Annotated in this window: 16 protein-coding genes; 3 read left to right on the top strand and 13 right to left on the bottom strand. The window is 64.7% G+C overall.

Annotation, left to right across the window (positions count from 1 at the left end):
* The 3 genes from BH683_RS00295 to BH683_RS00285 form a co-directional block, all read right to left on the bottom strand.
* Window positions 1-578, bottom strand: a 578-nt coding sequence (locus tag BH683_RS00295) for a DDE-type integrase/transposase/recombinase (protein ID WP_143695939.1), incomplete at its 3' end; no start/stop codon positions are given.
* A 5-nt stretch (window positions 579-583) separates the two neighbouring features.
* Window positions 584-1,060, bottom strand: a complete 477-nt coding sequence (locus BH683_RS00290; RefSeq protein ID WP_084834288.1) for a hypothetical protein — start codon at window positions 1,058-1,060, stop codon at window positions 584-586.
* Between the two features lie 103 nt (window positions 1,061-1,163).
* Window positions 1,164-2,735, bottom strand: coding sequence for a DHA2 family efflux MFS transporter permease subunit (locus BH683_RS00285; protein ID WP_084834286.1), 1,572 nt, complete (start codon window positions 2,733-2,735; stop codon window positions 1,164-1,166).
* A gap of 118 nt (window positions 2,736-2,853) precedes the next feature.
* Between BH683_RS00285 and BH683_RS00280 the strand changes: the two genes are divergently transcribed.
* Entirely contained in the window at window positions 2,854-3,447 is a 594-nt protein-coding gene (locus tag BH683_RS00280) for a TetR/AcrR family transcriptional regulator (protein ID WP_246833122.1), read from the top strand.
* Between the two features lie 9 nt (window positions 3,448-3,456).
* Here the strand turns inward: BH683_RS00280 and BH683_RS00275 are convergent, their stop codons facing one another.
* Genes BH683_RS00275 through BH683_RS00255 form a run of 5 tightly spaced genes read right to left on the bottom strand, consistent with a single transcriptional unit; the run spans window position 3,457 to window position 8,920 of the window.
* Window positions 3,457-4,611 (bottom strand): hypothetical protein, encoded by a 1,155-nt coding sequence (locus BH683_RS00275; RefSeq protein WP_084834284.1) that lies wholly within the window; start codon window positions 4,609-4,611, stop codon window positions 3,457-3,459.
* Between the two features lie 37 nt (window positions 4,612-4,648).
* Complete coding sequence (locus tag BH683_RS00270; RefSeq protein ID WP_084834283.1) at window positions 4,649-6,166, bottom strand: NAD(P)/FAD-dependent oxidoreductase; 1,518 nt, start codon at window positions 6,164-6,166, stop codon at window positions 4,649-4,651.
* Entirely contained in the window at window positions 6,163-7,080 is a 918-nt protein-coding gene (locus tag BH683_RS00265) for a reductase (protein ID WP_084834282.1), read from the bottom strand. Before BH683_RS00265 ends, BH683_RS00270 begins: the two co-directional genes overlap by 4 nt.
* Before the next feature lie 2 nt (window positions 7,081-7,082).
* Entirely contained in the window at window positions 7,083-7,943 is an 861-nt protein-coding gene (locus BH683_RS00260) for an SDR family NAD(P)-dependent oxidoreductase (protein ID WP_084834281.1), read from the bottom strand.
* On the bottom strand, window positions 7,943-8,920 hold the full coding sequence (locus BH683_RS00255; RefSeq protein WP_246833121.1) for an alpha/beta hydrolase: 978 nt from the start codon (window positions 8,918-8,920) through the stop codon (window positions 7,943-7,945). Before BH683_RS00255 ends, BH683_RS00260 begins: the two co-directional genes overlap by 1 nt.
* A gap of 103 nt (window positions 8,921-9,023) precedes the next feature.
* Between BH683_RS00255 and BH683_RS00250 the strand changes: the two genes are divergently transcribed.
* Window positions 9,024-9,770, top strand: coding sequence for a MerR family transcriptional regulator (locus tag BH683_RS00250; RefSeq protein WP_084834279.1), 747 nt, complete (start codon window positions 9,024-9,026; stop codon window positions 9,768-9,770).
* Between the two features lie 7 nt (window positions 9,771-9,777).
* On the opposite strand, the gene BH683_RS00245 is transcribed toward BH683_RS00250, so the two are convergent.
* The 4 genes from BH683_RS00245 to BH683_RS00230 all read right to left on the bottom strand — a co-directional run bounded on the left by BH683_RS00245 (window position 9,778) and on the right by BH683_RS00230 (window position 13,562).
* On the bottom strand, window positions 9,778-10,965 hold the full coding sequence (locus tag BH683_RS00245; RefSeq protein WP_143695942.1) for a hypothetical protein: 1,188 nt from the start codon (window positions 10,963-10,965) through the stop codon (window positions 9,778-9,780).
* 76 nt (window positions 10,966-11,041) lie between these two features.
* A complete protein-coding gene (locus tag BH683_RS00240; protein WP_084834287.1) occupies window positions 11,042-12,397 on the bottom strand; it encodes a UDP-glucose/GDP-mannose dehydrogenase family protein in 1,356 nt (451 codons plus the stop codon).
* Between the two features lie 112 nt (window positions 12,398-12,509).
* Window positions 12,510-13,079, bottom strand: coding sequence for a dCTP deaminase (gene dcd / locus BH683_RS00235; RefSeq protein WP_084834277.1), 570 nt, complete (start codon window positions 13,077-13,079; stop codon window positions 12,510-12,512).
* A gap of 24 nt (window positions 13,080-13,103) precedes the next feature.
* Window positions 13,104-13,562: a carboxymuconolactone decarboxylase family protein gene (locus tag BH683_RS00230; RefSeq protein ID WP_084834276.1), complete on the bottom strand. Its 459-nt coding sequence runs from the start codon at window positions 13,560-13,562 to the stop codon at window positions 13,104-13,106.
* A 94-nt stretch (window positions 13,563-13,656) separates the two neighbouring features.
* Between BH683_RS00230 and BH683_RS00225 the strand changes: the two genes are divergently transcribed.
* A complete protein-coding gene (locus BH683_RS00225) occupies window positions 13,657-14,535 on the top strand; it encodes a sigma-70 family RNA polymerase sigma factor (protein WP_084834275.1) in 879 nt (292 codons plus the stop codon).
* Here the strand turns inward: BH683_RS00225 and BH683_RS00220 are convergent.
* The coding region (locus BH683_RS00220) for an HNH endonuclease signature motif containing protein (RefSeq protein ID WP_084834274.1) at window positions 14,532-15,805 on the bottom strand (1,274 nt) is incomplete at its 5' end. The two genes, BH683_RS00225 and BH683_RS00220, sit on opposite strands and share 4 nt — an antisense overlap.

Below are 15,805 nucleotides of genomic sequence, written 5' to 3'. Positions count from 1 at the left end.
GGGCCGTGCTCGGCGATGGCGGTGGTGAACATGTCGATCGCGGCGGGCTTGTTTTCGGTGTACTCGATGCGCCAGCAGACCGGGTGGCGGGAGAACACGTCGATCGCGAGGTAGAGCTTGTAGCGGTCGTCGTTGGTCGGGCCGTGCAGGTCGGTGATGTCCCAGGACCACAACTGACCCGGGCCGCTGGCATGAATGATTGGTTTGGATCGACTGTGGTTGCCGGGGCTGCTGTGGTGGCCGCGGCGGCGGTCACCGACCGTGCCGTAGCGCGCAGCGATCCGGTAGAACGTGCGTGGTGAGCAACCGATCTCACGCTTGTCGAAAGCGCGCCAATATGTTTGCTGCACAGACAGATCCGCGTATTCTTCACGGTTCAATATCTCGACAATGACCTCTTCTTCGGTGGCGGTCAGCGCAGCCGGCTGGAACCGCTGCGTGTGCGGCACCGGATCCTGGACCGGCTTGTAATGACGGTAACCGCGCTCGATCCGGTAGTAGGTCGAGCGAGCCAGACCGGTCAATGCGCATGCGGCTTTGACCCCGATCCAGGTGTGAGTGGCCAAGGCGGTGACCAACTCGGTCAGGAAAGATGATGTCGCTTGAGCCAGGCCTGGTACTGCTCGGCGCTCATCAACGCCGGTGGGATCTGCGGACCCTCGTCCTCGGTCGAGCTCTTGGTGATCCCGTCCAAGAGCTCGAAGGCTTTTCCCATGATCTCCAACGCCGCCTCGGACTGGGCGTTCTTCTTCTCCAACCGGGCGACTTTGGCGCGCAACCGGGCCAGCTCAGCGCGGTCTTGGCTGTCCATGCGGTCCCTCGTTTTGTCGGCGGCAGCGACCATCGAGTCACTGAACGCACCAGACTCGCGGGCCTCTAACCACTCTCGCACGGTCGCCCGAGTCAGGTTGTACTCACGCATCAACCGAGTCTTGGCGCCGCGTTGCACCGCCAGGTCCCAGCGCTGCAAAAACGCAACCCGGAACGCGATCGGGAACGACCGCCGCCCCTTCGCTGACCGTCCAATCGGGATATCGATCGGGGTATCCAACAAATCCATGTCACACTCCATCCCCACCACCCCTACCACACCTTGTGTCTTACGACCAGGATGGCAGAGAGGGTTGAACGTGTGCAAATGACTCAACGGTGTGCTTGTGTCGTCAAGCGACGACAGGGTCCCCAAGTTGCCTGTTACGCAGGGTGATCCAGGCGATCGGAGCCGCAAGACCGGCAGCGACCACTGCAACAATGACCGAGCTGTGCAGGCCCGCGACGAAGGCGTCCTGGATGCTGACCAGCATCGCCTCGCCTGCCGGTCCCGGTACTCCTGCTGCCACCTGGACGCCTGCCATCACCGAGTTCTTTGATGCCTCGATCGCCTCTGCCGGGAGGCCGCTGCGATCGAGCTGGTCGCCGATCTGCGTGGTGTAGACCGACGAGAGCACCGAACCCAGCACCGCGACGCCGAGGGTTCCGCCGAGTTCTCGGGTCACGTCGTTGACCGCTGACCCGGCACCGGCCTCGTTCGGCGCAAGGGAGTTCATGATGATGTTGGTCGCCGGCCCTTGGACGAACGCCAGACCCATGGCCATCAGGCTCATCGACCAGACGATCAACCCCCAGTACGACGCGTCGCGGCCGGCGAGCAGGACCAGCGCGAATCCCGATGCCATGACGGCTGATCCGAGCGCCGCCACCCGTCCCGGCCCGAGCGTGCGGGCGAGGATCATCGCCAGCGGCGAGAACACGGCCATCACGACGGCGAACGGCAGCGTGTGCAGGCCCGCATCGAGCGGACCGTAGCCCTTCACCGCCTGGAAGTACTGGGTGATGAGGAAGATGAAACCGAACAGGCTGAAGAACGCGACCGCGATCAGACCCGACGCGACGGCGAACGGACGATTCTGGAACAACCGCACGTTGAGAATCGGATGTGCCGAGCGGAGCTCGCGCAGCGTGAAGACCGTGAGAATGACTGCGGCTCCGACGAATCCCGCAATCGTCTGCATCGATCCCCAACCATGGTTGGGCCCTTCGATCAGGGTGTACACCAGCAGCGAGACGCCCGCGATCGACGTCACCGCTCCGACGAGATCGAACGGTCCGGGCTGCGCTGTGCCGCCACTGGGGACCACGGCGGCGATCCCGGCGAGCACGGCGGCTGCGATGGGGAGATTGACCCAGAACACGGACGACCAGGAGTAGTGCTCGAGCAACCAGCCGCCGAGGACCGGGCCGACGGCGACGGAGATGCCTGACGTGCCCGCCCAGATACCGACCGCGATGGCCCGTTCCTTCAGGTCCGGGAACAACCCGATCAGGATGGCAAGGGTCGCCGGGAACACCATGGCCGCGAAGAGGCCAAGGCCGGCCCTGGTGGCGATCAGCTGTCCGAGAGTTGACGACTCCGCGGCGAGAACTGACACCGCAGCGAACCCCGTCACGCCGATGACCAAGAGCCTGCGACGTCCGAAGCGATCGGCGAAATGTCCTGCGGTGAGGAGTAACCCGGCGAATGTGAGGGTGTATGCGTCGACGACCCACTGCAGGCCGGAGTTACTTGCAGCGAGATCTCTGCTGATGGTCGGCAGCGCGACGTTGACGATCGTGTTGTCGATCATCACCAGCAGGACTGCCCCGCACAGCGCCACCAGAGCCCACCAGCGCCGGTCGGCCGCAGCTTTCTCCGGCGATTGCGAACCGCCGGGTTCGATCAGTTGCGTCTTTCTCATCGTCGCCCCTCGAATAGGATGATGTTCCAGTGTTGTAGTACAGCGTTCTATCCAAGAAGAACAGTGTGCTACAAAGATGTCAAGAGGTATCCCGAACTCGTGTGGAAGGATCGACGTCGTGGCAGCACGGTCAGCAGGTACGGCAACCCGCACTCCAGCCGGAGACGTACGCGGGTTGCTGCTGGCAGCGGCCTTGCGAGTGCTGGACTCCGGCGGGGAGAAGGGGCTGACGGTCCGGGCTGTTGCGGCCGAGGCCAATGTCGCGCCGATGGGCGTGTACAACCACTTCGACGGCAAGACCGGGCTGATGACCGCGTTGGTGACCGACGGCTTCGCACAGCTCCGCAACGCAGTTGCCGCTGTCGTCGACGCTGATCCGCACGTACGACTCCAGCAGGCAGGCGTCGCCTACCGCGCGTTCGCCCTTCGCTCCCCGACTCTCTACCGGATGATGTTCTCCGGCCAGTGCACACCCGACGGCGACGTCGCGGGCAGTGCGCTCGGTTCACTCACCGAGATCATCCGCTACGGCCAGGCGGCCGGAACCATCCGAGCCGGTGAACCTTTCGATCTCACGCTCCAGGTGTGGGCGTGTGTACACGGAGCTGTGAGCCTCGAACTCGACAGCAGCGGACCTCCGGGCACCGAAGAACACTGGGCCTTCATCTATCAGCAAACCCTCGACCTCATCAGCCGCGGCGTCGCACCCTGACCATAGGTACTAGGGCAGCACGATCGGCGGTTGTCCGGGAATCGGATTCGGGATCGTGTTCTGTCGCGGCCGCGGAGCCGGTCGCCTCGTGGTCGGCGGCGGTGGTGGTGGAGGCGTGGTGTATTTGACCACCGGCGCGAGGGCAGCCGAGGTATTGATCGGCGGAACCGCTGGCGTCGAACTCGGTGCCGTTGTGGTCGTGGTAGTCGCGGCCGTCGTGTCCGGCGTCGTGAGATAGCGCTGCGACTGCGGCTGTGTGGTGTCGTCGCGCCACGGGGTGGTCACCAGCGTCGCGCCGCCGACGAGGATCAGCACCGACAACAACGCCGCACCGACAAGAACCAGACGGTTCTGCTTCCGGCGATCTACTGTCGCCGCCTGCTCGACCCGGGGCACCGGCACCTCGCGAAGCTGTGGTGCCGAGACGAGCCCGGGTGGCTGTGGCTGTGGCTGTGGCGGCAGGGAAAGGTGCGTCGCCGGAAGTGGCAAGGCGGTCGCCGTCTCGTCGTCCGACGGCCGCGCGTGCCTGCTCGGCCGAAGCGTCGAGTGGGGATTCTTCAGCGGCGCCACCGCCATGGCCGGAGGCACCGCACCGGCCAACGCCGCCCCAAGAGCCTCCAGGAGTCCCGGCCACTCGGTGTGGTTGGGCATGACCACCGCGGCCGTGACCGGCAGCGGTGAAGCGATGGACACCGAACGAGCCAGACTGATGGCTCGGACAATCGACGCACCCAACGCCTCGTCGAGATCGACGCGCGTCACGCGAAGCAGCCCGACGTGCTGCTTTCCCATCAAGAACGTGCCCGGCGATGTACTCAGCAGCATCCTGGCCTGGGGCATGAGATCGAGCAGCTCCCGCGCCCACTCGGCGGACTCGGGCATCTGAGCCTTACCGACCCGCACCAGGTAGTCGGCGATCGCCCGATCGAATGCCGTCGCCTGGAGGGTGTGATCGTTCAGCTCGATCAGACATTGGCCTGTCGCGGCGTCCACGGCCGCGCCGCGCAGACCGTTCTCGTCCAGATCGATGAGGGTGAACGCCGGACCGACGTGACCGACCGTGGTCGCCAGCAGCTCACGGACGTCGCGCAGCAGAGGCTCTTCCAGCCAGATCACGCGACTCGGCGTCCGCGACCTGCCCGATTCCCCGTACATCGGGGTCATTCTGCCCTGACACCACGCGGGTGTCGCATTTGCGGTGCTATTTCAGTGCCGGTACCGGCGACTTCGCGGCCACCGCCGTGAAATCTTCGGTGAGGTCGACCGACCGCATCTGCTGCGCGAACTGGGTGGCGAAACCGGGGAACATCGTCGCGTTGAACCCGTCGTCGGTGAGGTACCAGCTCCGGCAGCCCGAGTTCCACGTCGTCTTCGTCAACCGCCGTTGGAGATCGTCGTTCAGCCGATCCTGCACATCGCGACGAACGTCGAGCAGCTGTAAGTCCCGCTTCAAGATCGTGTCGATGGTCAGTGCAATGGCCTCGATCTGCTCCTCCATGTACACAAGCGCCGAATTGTGGCCGGGCCCGGAGTTCGGACCAAAGGTCAGGTAGAGGTTGGGATACCCCGAGACGGCATAGCTCTTGTACGCGTATGCACCCTTTCTCCATTCTGCGGCCAGTTCGCGCCCATCGCGGCCGAAGATCGGGATGGGGCTGCCCTGTTTGGAGACCTCGAATCCGGTGGCGAACACGATGCAATCCGCCTGGTGTTCAATGCCTTCCACTGTCCTGATCCCGTTCTCGACGATCTTGGCGATGGGCCAGGTGACGAGCGTGCAGTTGTCCTTCTGCAGGGCCGGGTAGTAATCACTGCTCATCAACAGCCGCTTGCAGCCGGGACGGAACTCCGGGGTGAGCTGTCGCCTCATCCATGGGTCCGATACCTGTTGCCGCAGATGCGCCTTCGAGATCCACGACACCAGTCGCGTCAGCGGCGTGTCCCACACGACCGCGAGAGCTACCGATTCGTGACCGTAGAACCACGCTTTCCGGGCGAGCTTCTGGGTGAGCGGCACCTTCCGGTAGATGTCTTGTGTGCGTCCGGCGACCGGGCGGTCCAACCGGGGCAACACCCATCCGGGAGTCCGCTGATAGACGTTCACCGACCGGGCCTTCTTCACGATCTCCGGGATGATCTGCACCGCACTGGCCCCGGTTCCGATGACGGCGACACGTTTGCCGGTCACGTCGTAGTCATGATCCCAGGCGGCGGAGTGGATCTTCTTGCCTGCGAAGTCGTCGATGCCGGGGATGTCCGGAAATCCCGGCGTCGAGAGCGGGCCGGATGCCACGACCACGGTGCGCGCGTAGCGGGTGCCGCCTGTGACCTCGATGCGCCAGCGGCCGTACTCCTCTTCGAAGGTCAGGCCGGTGACGTTCGATCCGTACCTGATGATCCTGTCGAGGTCATGGTCCGCCACCATCGCGTCGATGTAACCGAGGATCTCCGAACTTCCCGAATAGGTGCGCGACCAATCAGGGTTCGGCGCAAACGAATACGAGTACAACCGCGACGGGATGTCGCACGCTGCGCCCGGATAGGTGTTGTCGCGCCAGGTCCCGCCCGGACGCTGCCCACGTTCGAGGATCACGATGTCATCGATCCCCCGCTGCTGCAGCCTGATCGCGGCTCCGATACCCGCGAAGCCTGCGCCGATGATCACCACATCGGACACGACGGGTTCGAGGTCGGTGAGCACTGCCTCCACGGTGCTCATGCGACCGTCTCGTAGGTCAGTTCCTTGGACCAGGTCGGCTGCGCCCGGAGCAGCCGACGCGGATAGTGATCGGTGGCCTTGACCATGAAGTCGGCGAACAGGTGGTAGGGGCTGTTGCGATCGATCACCCAGCCGGCGTGACGTTTGAGCACCTGGTAGGTCATCAAGCGGGTGCCTTTTCCACGCTCGCCGTTCTTCTTGAAGCGGCTCATCGCCTCGTACAGGCGTTCTTCCTTCAGACCCATGTCGACGATGTTGTCGCGCATCTTGTTCAGCAGCGGAACGTACATCAGCGCACCGATGATGACACCCGGATGCAGCACGCTGCCGACGGATTCGATCAACAGCTTGCGCAGACGTGCTTGCCCGATCAAATCGAGTGCGTAGAAATCGACCGCGAGATGGCGGCTCTCGTCGGCGTTGATCTTCTTGAAGGTGGCGTGGCAGATGGGGTCGTCGACCTCCTCGAGGAGGAACTTGAGCAAGGCGCCGTCGAGAGCGACCTCCAGCATCGGGATCACTGTTCCCAGCACCGAGAGCGACATGTGATCAGAGAACTTGTCGAGCCATTCAATGGCCAACCGGATGTTGACGTTGGGCTCGGGCACCTCGCCTTCCTCGAGCATTCCCCACCGTTGCATCAGCGCCAGTTCGGCATTCGCGTGCTTCTGCTCTTCGGCGTGGAAGTAGCGGTAGATCTCGGCGAGGGTGTCGTTCGGTGCCTTCTTCGCGAGCGCGGCGAACCCACGAGCTCCGACGTTCTCGATCCACACCAGATCGGCCATGAACGCCTTGAGCTTGGGCCGCTGCTCATCGGTGATCATCTCGGCACCGGGCGCGTCCCAGTCGATGTCGGCGAGGGCCCACTGCCGTTCTTTGATGGTCTGCAGCATGTCTTCCAGCACGATTGCCATGACTACGCTCCCACTTTCGCCGTCGACCCGATCGGGTCATGTTGTGGAACAATTCGATTGAGGATCCCCGCACCCGCACCGTACGACCGTGGGAAGTGTCTCTTCAGGGCCCAGATGGCCTTGGCATCGACCTGCGGGACCACGTACAGCCGACCTTTGTCGTTGGCGTCCAATGTCATGCGGGCGACTCGTTCGGGCGAATACCCGATCCATTTCATGGCGACGTCGACGATTTTGCCCGCCTCGTCGGTGATCCGGCCGTCGGTGCCGACGTTGGTCTTGACGAAGGTCGGGCACAGGACCGTGACCTTGACCGGCGTACCCCGCACCTCGGCGGCGACCGTCTCCGACAAGGCCAGTACGCCGGCCTTGCCGACGTTGTAGGCCGCCATCCCCGGTGCTGCCGAGAACGCTGCGGCCGATGCCACGTTGATCAGCCCCGCGGGGCGGCCGGCCTTCTGCAGTTCGGGCAGGAACAGCTCGCTGCCGTGCACCATGCCCCACAGGTTGATCCCGAGAGCCCACTGCCAGTCGTCGACACCGATCTGACCGACCGGCTTGCCGCCGATACCCACTCCGGCGTTGTTGATCATCAGTGAAACCGGCTCCGTGAACACCTCCTTCGCGTAATCGGCCAGCCTTTGCAGGTCAGAGGTGCGAGAAACGTCGACCACCACGGGAAAAGCCGAGCCCTTGCCGCCGGCCCGGATCCGATCCGCGGTCTCCTGGGCTCGCTCACGGTTGATGTCGGCACAGATCACCTGACCACCACGGCGGGCGAGCTCGATGGCGAACGCGCGGCCGATTCCGCTACCCGCTCCGGTGACGACTGCTCGGGAGTTGTGAGAGATCTTGGTGGGCATCAGCGACTCCTTGTGGTCACGAACGGGGACGTGATGAACTCGGCGGCATCGCGTAATGCACTGCGCGCCTCCGGGATCAATCGGGAAAAGGCCTGGAATACGTGCAGCTGACCGGGCCAGATCTGCAGGTGGGCGGTGCCGCCCGCGTTCTGCACCATGCGCGCCATCTCTTCCGCGTCGGCACGCAGCATCTCGACCCCGCCTACCTGGATCAGGAAGGGTGGCAGGGTCTCCGACTGATCGAGTCGCAGCTGCAACCTCGGCAGATCAGCAGGCTGCTGCGCCGTGTACAGCCCGACCAACCGTTTCGCTGCGGCCGCGGAGATGAGCGGATCGCGGCGCACCTTCTCCTGCTTCGCAGCGAGTTCCAGGGTGAGGTCGAGCAGCGGCGAGAACAGCACCACCGAACGTGGCTGCTCGCGTCCGGTGCGGGCATTCTCGGCGATCAGATCGAGAGCAAGGTGCCCTCCGGCGGAATCGCCGGCGATCACGATGTCTTTCGCCGCATAGCCCTGGCGGAGCAGCCAGGCGAAAGCCGCGTCCACGTCATCCGCCGCTGCCGGGTAGCGATACTTCGGCGCGAGACGGTACTCGACACAGAACGCCGGTAACCCGGTGTACCGCGCCAGCCTCGCCACCAATCCCCGGTGAGTGCGGGGCGAGCAGATCGCATATCCGCTGCCGTGCAGATACAGGATCACCTGACCTGCCTCGACCTCCGCTGCTCTGGCGTTCTGGGGCCGCACCCACTCACCACGGACCGCTCCACATCGCACCTTCTCGACGTCCACCCCTCGTGGCGAATCTCCCGCCAACATGGACGCCGCGACCAGCGATCTCGTGAATGCGACACCCGGCCGATTGGTCGGGACCCGTTCGGCAAGCGGACGCAAGAACAGACCGGTGGCCCCGACCAGTGCTTGCGAACGAGGCGAGGGCCGCAACTCCGGCCCCTTCAACACTGTGTTCTGCTGCACACTTCTGAGTGTCACCGCCCAATGTGCCATTTGTCAATGTAATGATCTTAATTCGCTAGAATCGACTGCTACCACCACCGACGGCGTGAGGCGAAGGCGAGCGATGACCGAATACCGGATCGACGATCTGGCACGGGCGGCCGGAACCACCACCCGCAACGTTCGCGGGTATCAGGACCGCGGACTGCTGCCCAGGCCCACGCGCCGCGGTCGCATCGCCATCTACACCGACACCCACCTCGCCCGCCTGAAGGTCATCAACGACCTGTTGCATCGCGGGTTCACCATCCGGCACATCGCCGATTTCCTTCTCGGGATCCAACGAGGTGACGACCTCGCCGACGTGCTGGGCATTCGTGAGGTGGTCACCGAACCGTGGTCGAAGGCCAAGTCCGAGACCATGTCGGCCGAAGCCCTCAAGTCATTGCTGAACTCGGGCAACCCATCCCACTATCTCAAGCTCGCCGAGTTCGGACTGATCGAGCCCGACGGCGACGACTACGTGCTACTCGACCGCGAAACCGTCTATGCATTCGGCAGACTGACCAAACTCGGACTCTCGCTTAGCACGATCCTCGATGTGCACGGGCACGTCGAGCGGGAAATGGCTGCCGTCGCGACGACACTGATCTCCGCAGGCCGCTCAGTGGTGGCTGCCGAACACGGTGACGGCTGGGTGCCGGCGAGCGGTTCCGAAACCGACTGGCTTGCGGAACTGCTCGGTGAGATGCGCCGCACCGCGACCATTTCCGCACACAGCGCCCTCGACCGCGCACTCGATCGCGACCTCGCCCATCAACTGAAGGACTACCTCGAGCGAGCCGACATCGATCCGGCGGATCTCCCCTGATCCTCCTCTAGGGCAGCAGGATCGGCGGCAGACCCGGTATCGGATTGGGCAGTGTCCTCGGCGCGGGAGCGGGCGGAACCAGCCGAGGCGCAGGCGGAGGCTGCGCCGCTGATGGCGGGGTCGACGTCGGTGGCGGAGGTGCCTCGTATTGCACCGCAGGCGCCAGCGCCCTGGCGGTGTCGATCGGTGGGATCACGGTGGTCGGCGGGACCACCGGAGACCTCGGAACCGTCTGACTTGCCGAAGGTGTCTGCGGCGCAGGGGTTGTCGGCGAGGGCGGATCGGCCGGCCCTTGGAGGACCCGCTCGATGCTCAGCGGCCGCGACTCGACGTGGTCCGCATCTTGCCACGGCGCAGCCCAGGCAGCAGCACCGCCGATGGCGATGAGTGCCGCGGCCACTGCACCTGCGAGCACCTTCCTGTTCTGCGTCCGGATCTTCTTGGTCTCTTCCGGATCCGGAGCCGCAGGGGCAGGCAGGTAGAACCGCGCGCGTCGATTCGGGGCGATCGCGCCGACGTCGGGATTGGTCGACCAGTCCGCATCATGTCTACCGAGCGACTGCCGCGCAGGAGCGGACCGCAGCGCGACCACGGGCACCCGGCCGACGCGCTCTGACCCCATGGCGGCGGTCAGCCCCTCCAGGAGGCCGGGCCAGCGGGTGTGTCCTGGCATGACGACCAGAGACGTCACTTGTTGCGGAGACCCGATGGCGACCGATCGGGCCAGGCTGGCTGCCCGGGACAGAGCCGGTGCCAGGGCCTCGTCGAGATCGTGGTGTGTCACCCGGACGAGCCCGACACTGTTGCGCCCGATCACGAAGGCGCCACTCGCACCGGCGAGCTTGATCCGTACGAGTGGCATCAGGCCGATGAGTTCGAGTGCCTCGGACTTCGTCTCGGGCGACTTCGCCCGGCCGGTGCGGACGAGGTGGTCGGCGAGCATCCGATCCAGCGCCGCCGGCCCCACCAGCGGTTCGCTCAACTCGGTGAGCCTCTCACCGGTCTCGGCGTCGACTGCGCTGGCCCGCAGGCCGGTGTCATCGAGTCTGACCAGGACGAATGCCGGCCATCCTGCCGCGGAGGTGATGTCGGCCAATGCGCCGCGTATCTCGGCGAGCAGCGGTGCTGCGAGGTGGCCACGTGCGCGCACCTCGTTGACTTCGGGAATGGTTCCCGTGCCCGTCGTAACCGACAATCTGTGCCTTCTCTCGCCCTCCCCGGCCAGTTAGCTTGTTTCGCCATTGTGCACCCGCTCGCGGGCGGTGTCCGCATCACATCAGAATCGGATCCTTCACATCGATGCTGCGCACCGGCCCGCCCAGGCTCGAATAGTGCCATCCTGCCCGCCGCCAGACCCCGGCATCGAGGCACCGACGGCCATCGACGATGTTGGTCCGGCGGACCACGGGAGCGAGCTCCTCCGGGTCCATGTGGACGAACTCATCCCACTCGGTCAGCACCAGCACTGCGTCCGCCTGATCGCACGCCTCGCGGGCGGTCTCGGCGTAACTGAGGGTCGGGAAGATCTTGCGTGAATTGTCCATCGCCTTGGGATCGAAAACACTGACCGCAGCTCCCTTCAGCTGCAACTGGCCGGCGACGTTCAAAGCGGGGGAATCACGCACGTCGTCGCTTTCGGGTTTGAAAGCGGCACCCAAAACGGCGATGTTGCTACCGAGAAGGCTGCCACCGCACACCTCGGTCGCCAGCTCCACCATCGCGGTCCGGCGCCGCATGTTGATCGAGTCGACCTCACGGAGGAAGGTCAGTGCCTGGTCGGCGCCGAGTTCGCCGGCGCGGGCCATGAAGGCGCGGATGTCCTTCGGCAGGCATCCGCCACCGAAACCGAGGCCGGCGTTGAGAAACCGGCGCCCGATGCGGTTGTCGTGACCGATGGCGTCCGCGAGCATCGTGACGTCAGCACCTGCAGCCTCACAGACCTCGCTGATCGCATTGATGAAGGAGATCTTGGTGGCCAGAAAGGCGTTGGCGGAAACCTTGACCATCTCGGCGGTCGCCAGATCGGTGCACAGGAAGGGAATCTGCTCGTCGAGTAGTTGGGCGTACAGCACTCGCACCCTTGCCTCGGCTGTGCTGTTCTCCCCGGCGAACCCGAGCACGATCCGATCGGGATGCAGCGTGTCCTTCACTGCATAACCCTCACGGAGGAACTCAGGATTCCAGGCGACCTCGACCGACGTTCCGTCGGGCGCTGCAGCGTCGGCACGACGCTGCAGCTCAGTCGCGGTCCCCACCGGAACCGTCGACTTGCCGATGATCAGATGGTCCCCGCGCAGCCGTGGGACGAGATCCTCGACCATCGAGTACACGTGCCGGAGATCAGCGGCGTATTCGCCCTTCTTCTGGGGCGTGCCGACACCGAGGAAGTGCATGTCGGCGAACGCGGCGGCATCGTCGTAGTCCGTCGTGAAGCGCAGGCGCCCTGATGCCAGATTGCGCCGCAGCACGTCGACCAGCCCTGGTTCGTAGAAAGGCAACTCCCCCGACGTCAGCGTCGCGATCTTATTCTCGTCGACATCCACCCCGAGTACCTCGTGGCCCAACTCCGCCAGGCATGCAGCGTGGGTTGCCCCGAGGTAGCCGCAGCCGAACACTGTCACTCTCATACCCGTGGTCATACCCATGTGCGTACGGAGTATGTCTGTCCAGCCGGCGCACTTTGGGTGACGTGCCGGCCATGATCCGGCGAATGTTGCGCGAAGCGGGTCCTGGCGGCCGCTAGTCCTGCGGAAAGTTGAGATATGCCTTGGACGGGGTCGGTCCGCGCTGGCCCTGATACTTGGATCCCACCGAGGCGCTGCCGTAGGGATTCTCTGCCGGACTAGACAGTTTGATCAGGCAGAGCTGACCGATTTTCATGCCCGGCCACAGCGTGATCGGGAGGTTCGCGACGTTCGAGAGCTCCAGCGTGATGTGTCCGGTGAACCCGGGGTCGATGAAGCCGGCGGTCGAGTGCGTCAGCAGCCCGAGCCGACCGAGCGACGACTTCCCCTCGAGCCGGCCCGCCAGATCGTCGGGCAGGGTGCAGACCTCCAGCGTCGACCCGAGGACGAACTCGCCGGGATGCAACACGAACGGCTCGCCCTCGGTGCGCTCGACCAACGTGGTCAGCTCGTCCTGCCGTTGCGCGGGGTCGATGTGGGTGTATCGGGTGTTGTTGAAGACCCGGAACAGGCCATCGAGCCGGACGTCGATGCTGGAAGGCTGGACCAGCACGGGGTCGAAGGGCTCGATGGCCAGCCGGCCATCAGCGATCTGGGCGCGGATGTCGCGGTCTGAGAGCAGCACACGACGAGGTTAGCCGCTCTGCCATCAGCTCCACGTCGTGCCCGCGGGTTCTTGAATGGTGACATTGATGCGGTTGAAGAAGTTGATGGTCGCGATCGCCACGACGATGCCCGCGAGTTCCTTTTCGTCGAAGTGATCAGCGGCCTCGTCCCAGATGGCGTCGGACACAGCGCCGTGGGAATCGGCCAGACGCGTTGCCGCTTCGGCCAAATTGAGTGCGGCACGTTCGGAGTCGGTGAAGAAGGGCGATTCCCGCCACACCGCAACCGTGTCGATGCGGTCGTCGGATTCGCCTTCTTTCCGCAGAGTCGCCGAATGTGCGTACACGCAGGCGGCACAGCCGTTGATCTGGCTGGCGCGGAGCATGATGATCTCACGCAACGTTGTGGAGACCCCGCCCTGCTCAATGGCACCGAGCAGGTGTGGGACGGCTGCGTACGCCTGCGGCAGGATGGTGGCGGGATTGGTCATACGTGCAGACATGGTGTGCTCCTCAGGTTGACCGGCGGCGTCTTGTCACATCGTCGGTGTCGGGCGGTTCATAGCTCTGACACTCCGGAGAAGGGATATGTGACCGATGAACGACAACGAGTTTCTGGTCAGCGAGTTCGAGGCACACCGCGGGCATCTGCGGGCTGTCGCCTATCGGATGCTGGGGTCACTGCCCGAGGCCGAGGACGCGGTGCAGGAGACCTGGATGAAGGTGGCCGTAGCCCACACCGATGAGATCGCCAACATCGGCGGCTGGTTCACCACGGTGACCTCCCGGGTATGCCTGAACATGTTGCGGTCACGGCGAACCCGCAACGAGGAACCGTTGGGGATAGTGCACGTCCCGGATCCGATCGTGGCCCCGCTCCGATCCGAGGATGACCCCGAAAGTCAAGCGGTGCTGGCCGATTCGGTGAGCGTGGCGCTGCTCGTGGTCCTGGAGACATTGTCGCCGAGCGAACGTCTGGCCTTCGTGTTGCACGATCTGTTCGCGATGCCCTTCGACGAGGTCGCGCCAATCGTCGGTAAGACGCCGGCTACCGCGCGAAAGCTGGCGAGCAGAGCGCGGGTGAGGGTGCAGGGTGGAACGCCCCTGTCACCGCGGCCGGCGGAGCAGCGCCGGGTGGTGGAGGCTTTCCTGGCCGCGGCTCGGGGTGGGGACCTGGTAGCCCTGCTGAAGGTTCTCGACCCCGACGTCATCCTGCGCAACGACACCGCCGCCGACAAGCAACCGCTGGAGTTGGTGGGCGCGCAGCAGGTGGGCCGCGGCGCGATCATCTACCGGCGCGCCAATGCCCGCAGTCAGATGGTGCGGGTGAACGGCGGCTTCGGTGTGCTGTCGTTCGACGGTGACGCGGTGTCGGCGATCGCGGCTTTCACAGTCGCCGACGGACGCGTCGTCGCGATGAACATCATCTCGGATCCGGAAAGGCTTGCCCGAATCGACTTTTCAGACGTTGTCTAGCCTGACTGCCGGCGCACGGCCGGCTTTGTACGCACGTTCTGGCCCGCTCTGGTGTCGATCCAGTACTCCCGGTTGCCGCGCATCTCCACCCGGATGATGCCGCGGGTCTTGAGGTCGTGATGCTCCTTGCACAAGCACGCCAGATTCGATTCGATCGTCCAGCCACCGGCCATGGGGTTGGCATGGTTGAACGGCACGATGTGGTCGATCTCGCAGTCCTTCGCGGGTTTCTTGCAGCCGGTGAAGCGGCAGGTTCCATCCAGCATTCGGATGATCCGGGCAAGCTTGCGCCCGGGTTTGTACTTCAATGCACCCCGCGGCGGATGCTTCCACCCGCCATGACCATCCTTGGAAGGTGGCGCTTTCACCGGCGGAGCCGGACCGACATCCTTCTCCCCTAGAACCAGCCGGTTGCCGTTGTCGACGGCTTTCATCAATGCGGCGGCGACGTCCTCGGCCGTGACCGGTCGACCATCGGCCGAGTTGATCAACTCCACCAACGCAGCGATCGCGTCCTGCCCGATCGTCACCAACGCCTTCCACCGGGAACGGCCTGCCAGCGACCGCGACTGATCACCATCGAGCGACCCATACCCCAGCAAGTACCCGGGATCCTTCGACAACCCGAGCAGGGTCGGCAGATCAAGCACCAACTCTGTCCACGCACGCCGGGCAGCGCGCGAAGGCGCAGCAGCAGACGGGCGAGCCGCAGGCTCGGGCTCTACTTCTGGCTCGGGTTCGGGTTCGGCATCTTCAGTAGCCGCAGCGTTGGCGTTCGCGATCGCCTCGAGCACCGCATCGACCTCACCCGCCGGGTCATCGAGCGCCATCTCCTCCAGCTGAGCTTTCGCCCTGATCGCCTCCTCCGCCGTGCACCCCGTGGTCAGACTCGCCATCCCACCCGCCCGACGACGTACGGTCACCCGACGCAACGGATCCGCCGCACCATCATCATCAGGGCGGTCCGGTTCGAACGGCATCAAATGACGATCCAGCTCCTCCGCGAAGATGTTGTCACCCAACAACATCGCATCCTCCGCCAGAACGCCATCGAGATCCATCAACGCATCCCGATACCCACGACTGGCACGATGATAGAGCGCTTTGAGTTTCTCGATAGACAGGTCACCCGCTGAGAAAGCCTCCGCCAGCTCCGGCAGATGATCCAACAACCGCCGACACCGCAACAGATGATCAGCCTGACCAGTCGTGCACCGCCACGCCACCGCGATCTCACACGCCGCGGCCCGCGTCCCATGCTCATCCTCGA

This window comes from Williamsia sp. 1138 (genome assembly GCF_002095435.2).
Lineage (GTDB): Bacteria > Actinomycetota > Actinomycetes > Mycobacteriales > Mycobacteriaceae > Williamsia.
The sequence above is the reverse complement of the archived record's forward strand: the minus strand, read 5'-3'. Positions and strand labels throughout refer to the sequence as shown.

What these genes read in the sequence shown, in the direction of transcription:
- BH683_RS00285 (WP_084834286.1), bottom strand. Translation starts at nt 2,735, where the DNA reads ATGAGAAAGACGCAACTGATCGAACCCGGCGGTTCGCAATCGCCGGAG.
- BH683_RS00250 (WP_084834279.1), top strand. Translation starts at nt 9,024, where the DNA reads ATGACCGAATACCGGATCGACGATCTGGCACGGGCGGCCGGAACCACC.
- BH683_RS00270 (WP_084834283.1), bottom strand. Translation starts at nt 6,166, where the DNA reads ATGAGCACCGTGGAGGCAGTGCTCACCGACCTCGAACCCGTCGTGTCC.
- BH683_RS00230 (WP_084834276.1), bottom strand. Translation starts at nt 13,562, where the DNA reads ATGTCTGCACGTATGACCAATCCCGCCACCATCCTGCCGCAGGCGTAC.
- BH683_RS00290 (WP_084834288.1), bottom strand. Translation starts at nt 1,060, where the DNA reads ATGGATTTGTTGGATACCCCGATCGATATCCCGATTGGACGGTCAGCG.
- BH683_RS00265 (WP_084834282.1), bottom strand. Translation starts at nt 7,080, where the DNA reads ATGGCAATCGTGCTGGAAGACATGCTGCAGACCATCAAAGAACGGCAG.
- BH683_RS00240 (WP_084834287.1), bottom strand. Translation starts at nt 12,397, where the DNA reads ATGAGAGTGACAGTGTTCGGCTGCGGCTACCTCGGGGCAACCCACGCT.
- BH683_RS00225 (WP_084834275.1), top strand. Translation starts at nt 13,657, where the DNA reads ATGAACGACAACGAGTTTCTGGTCAGCGAGTTCGAGGCACACCGCGGG.
- BH683_RS00260 (WP_084834281.1), bottom strand. Translation starts at nt 7,943, where the DNA reads ATGCCCACCAAGATCTCTCACAACTCCCGAGCAGTCGTCACCGGAGCG.
- BH683_RS00275 (WP_084834284.1), bottom strand. Translation starts at nt 4,611, where the DNA reads ATGACCCCGATGTACGGGGAATCGGGCAGGTCGCGGACGCCGAGTCGC.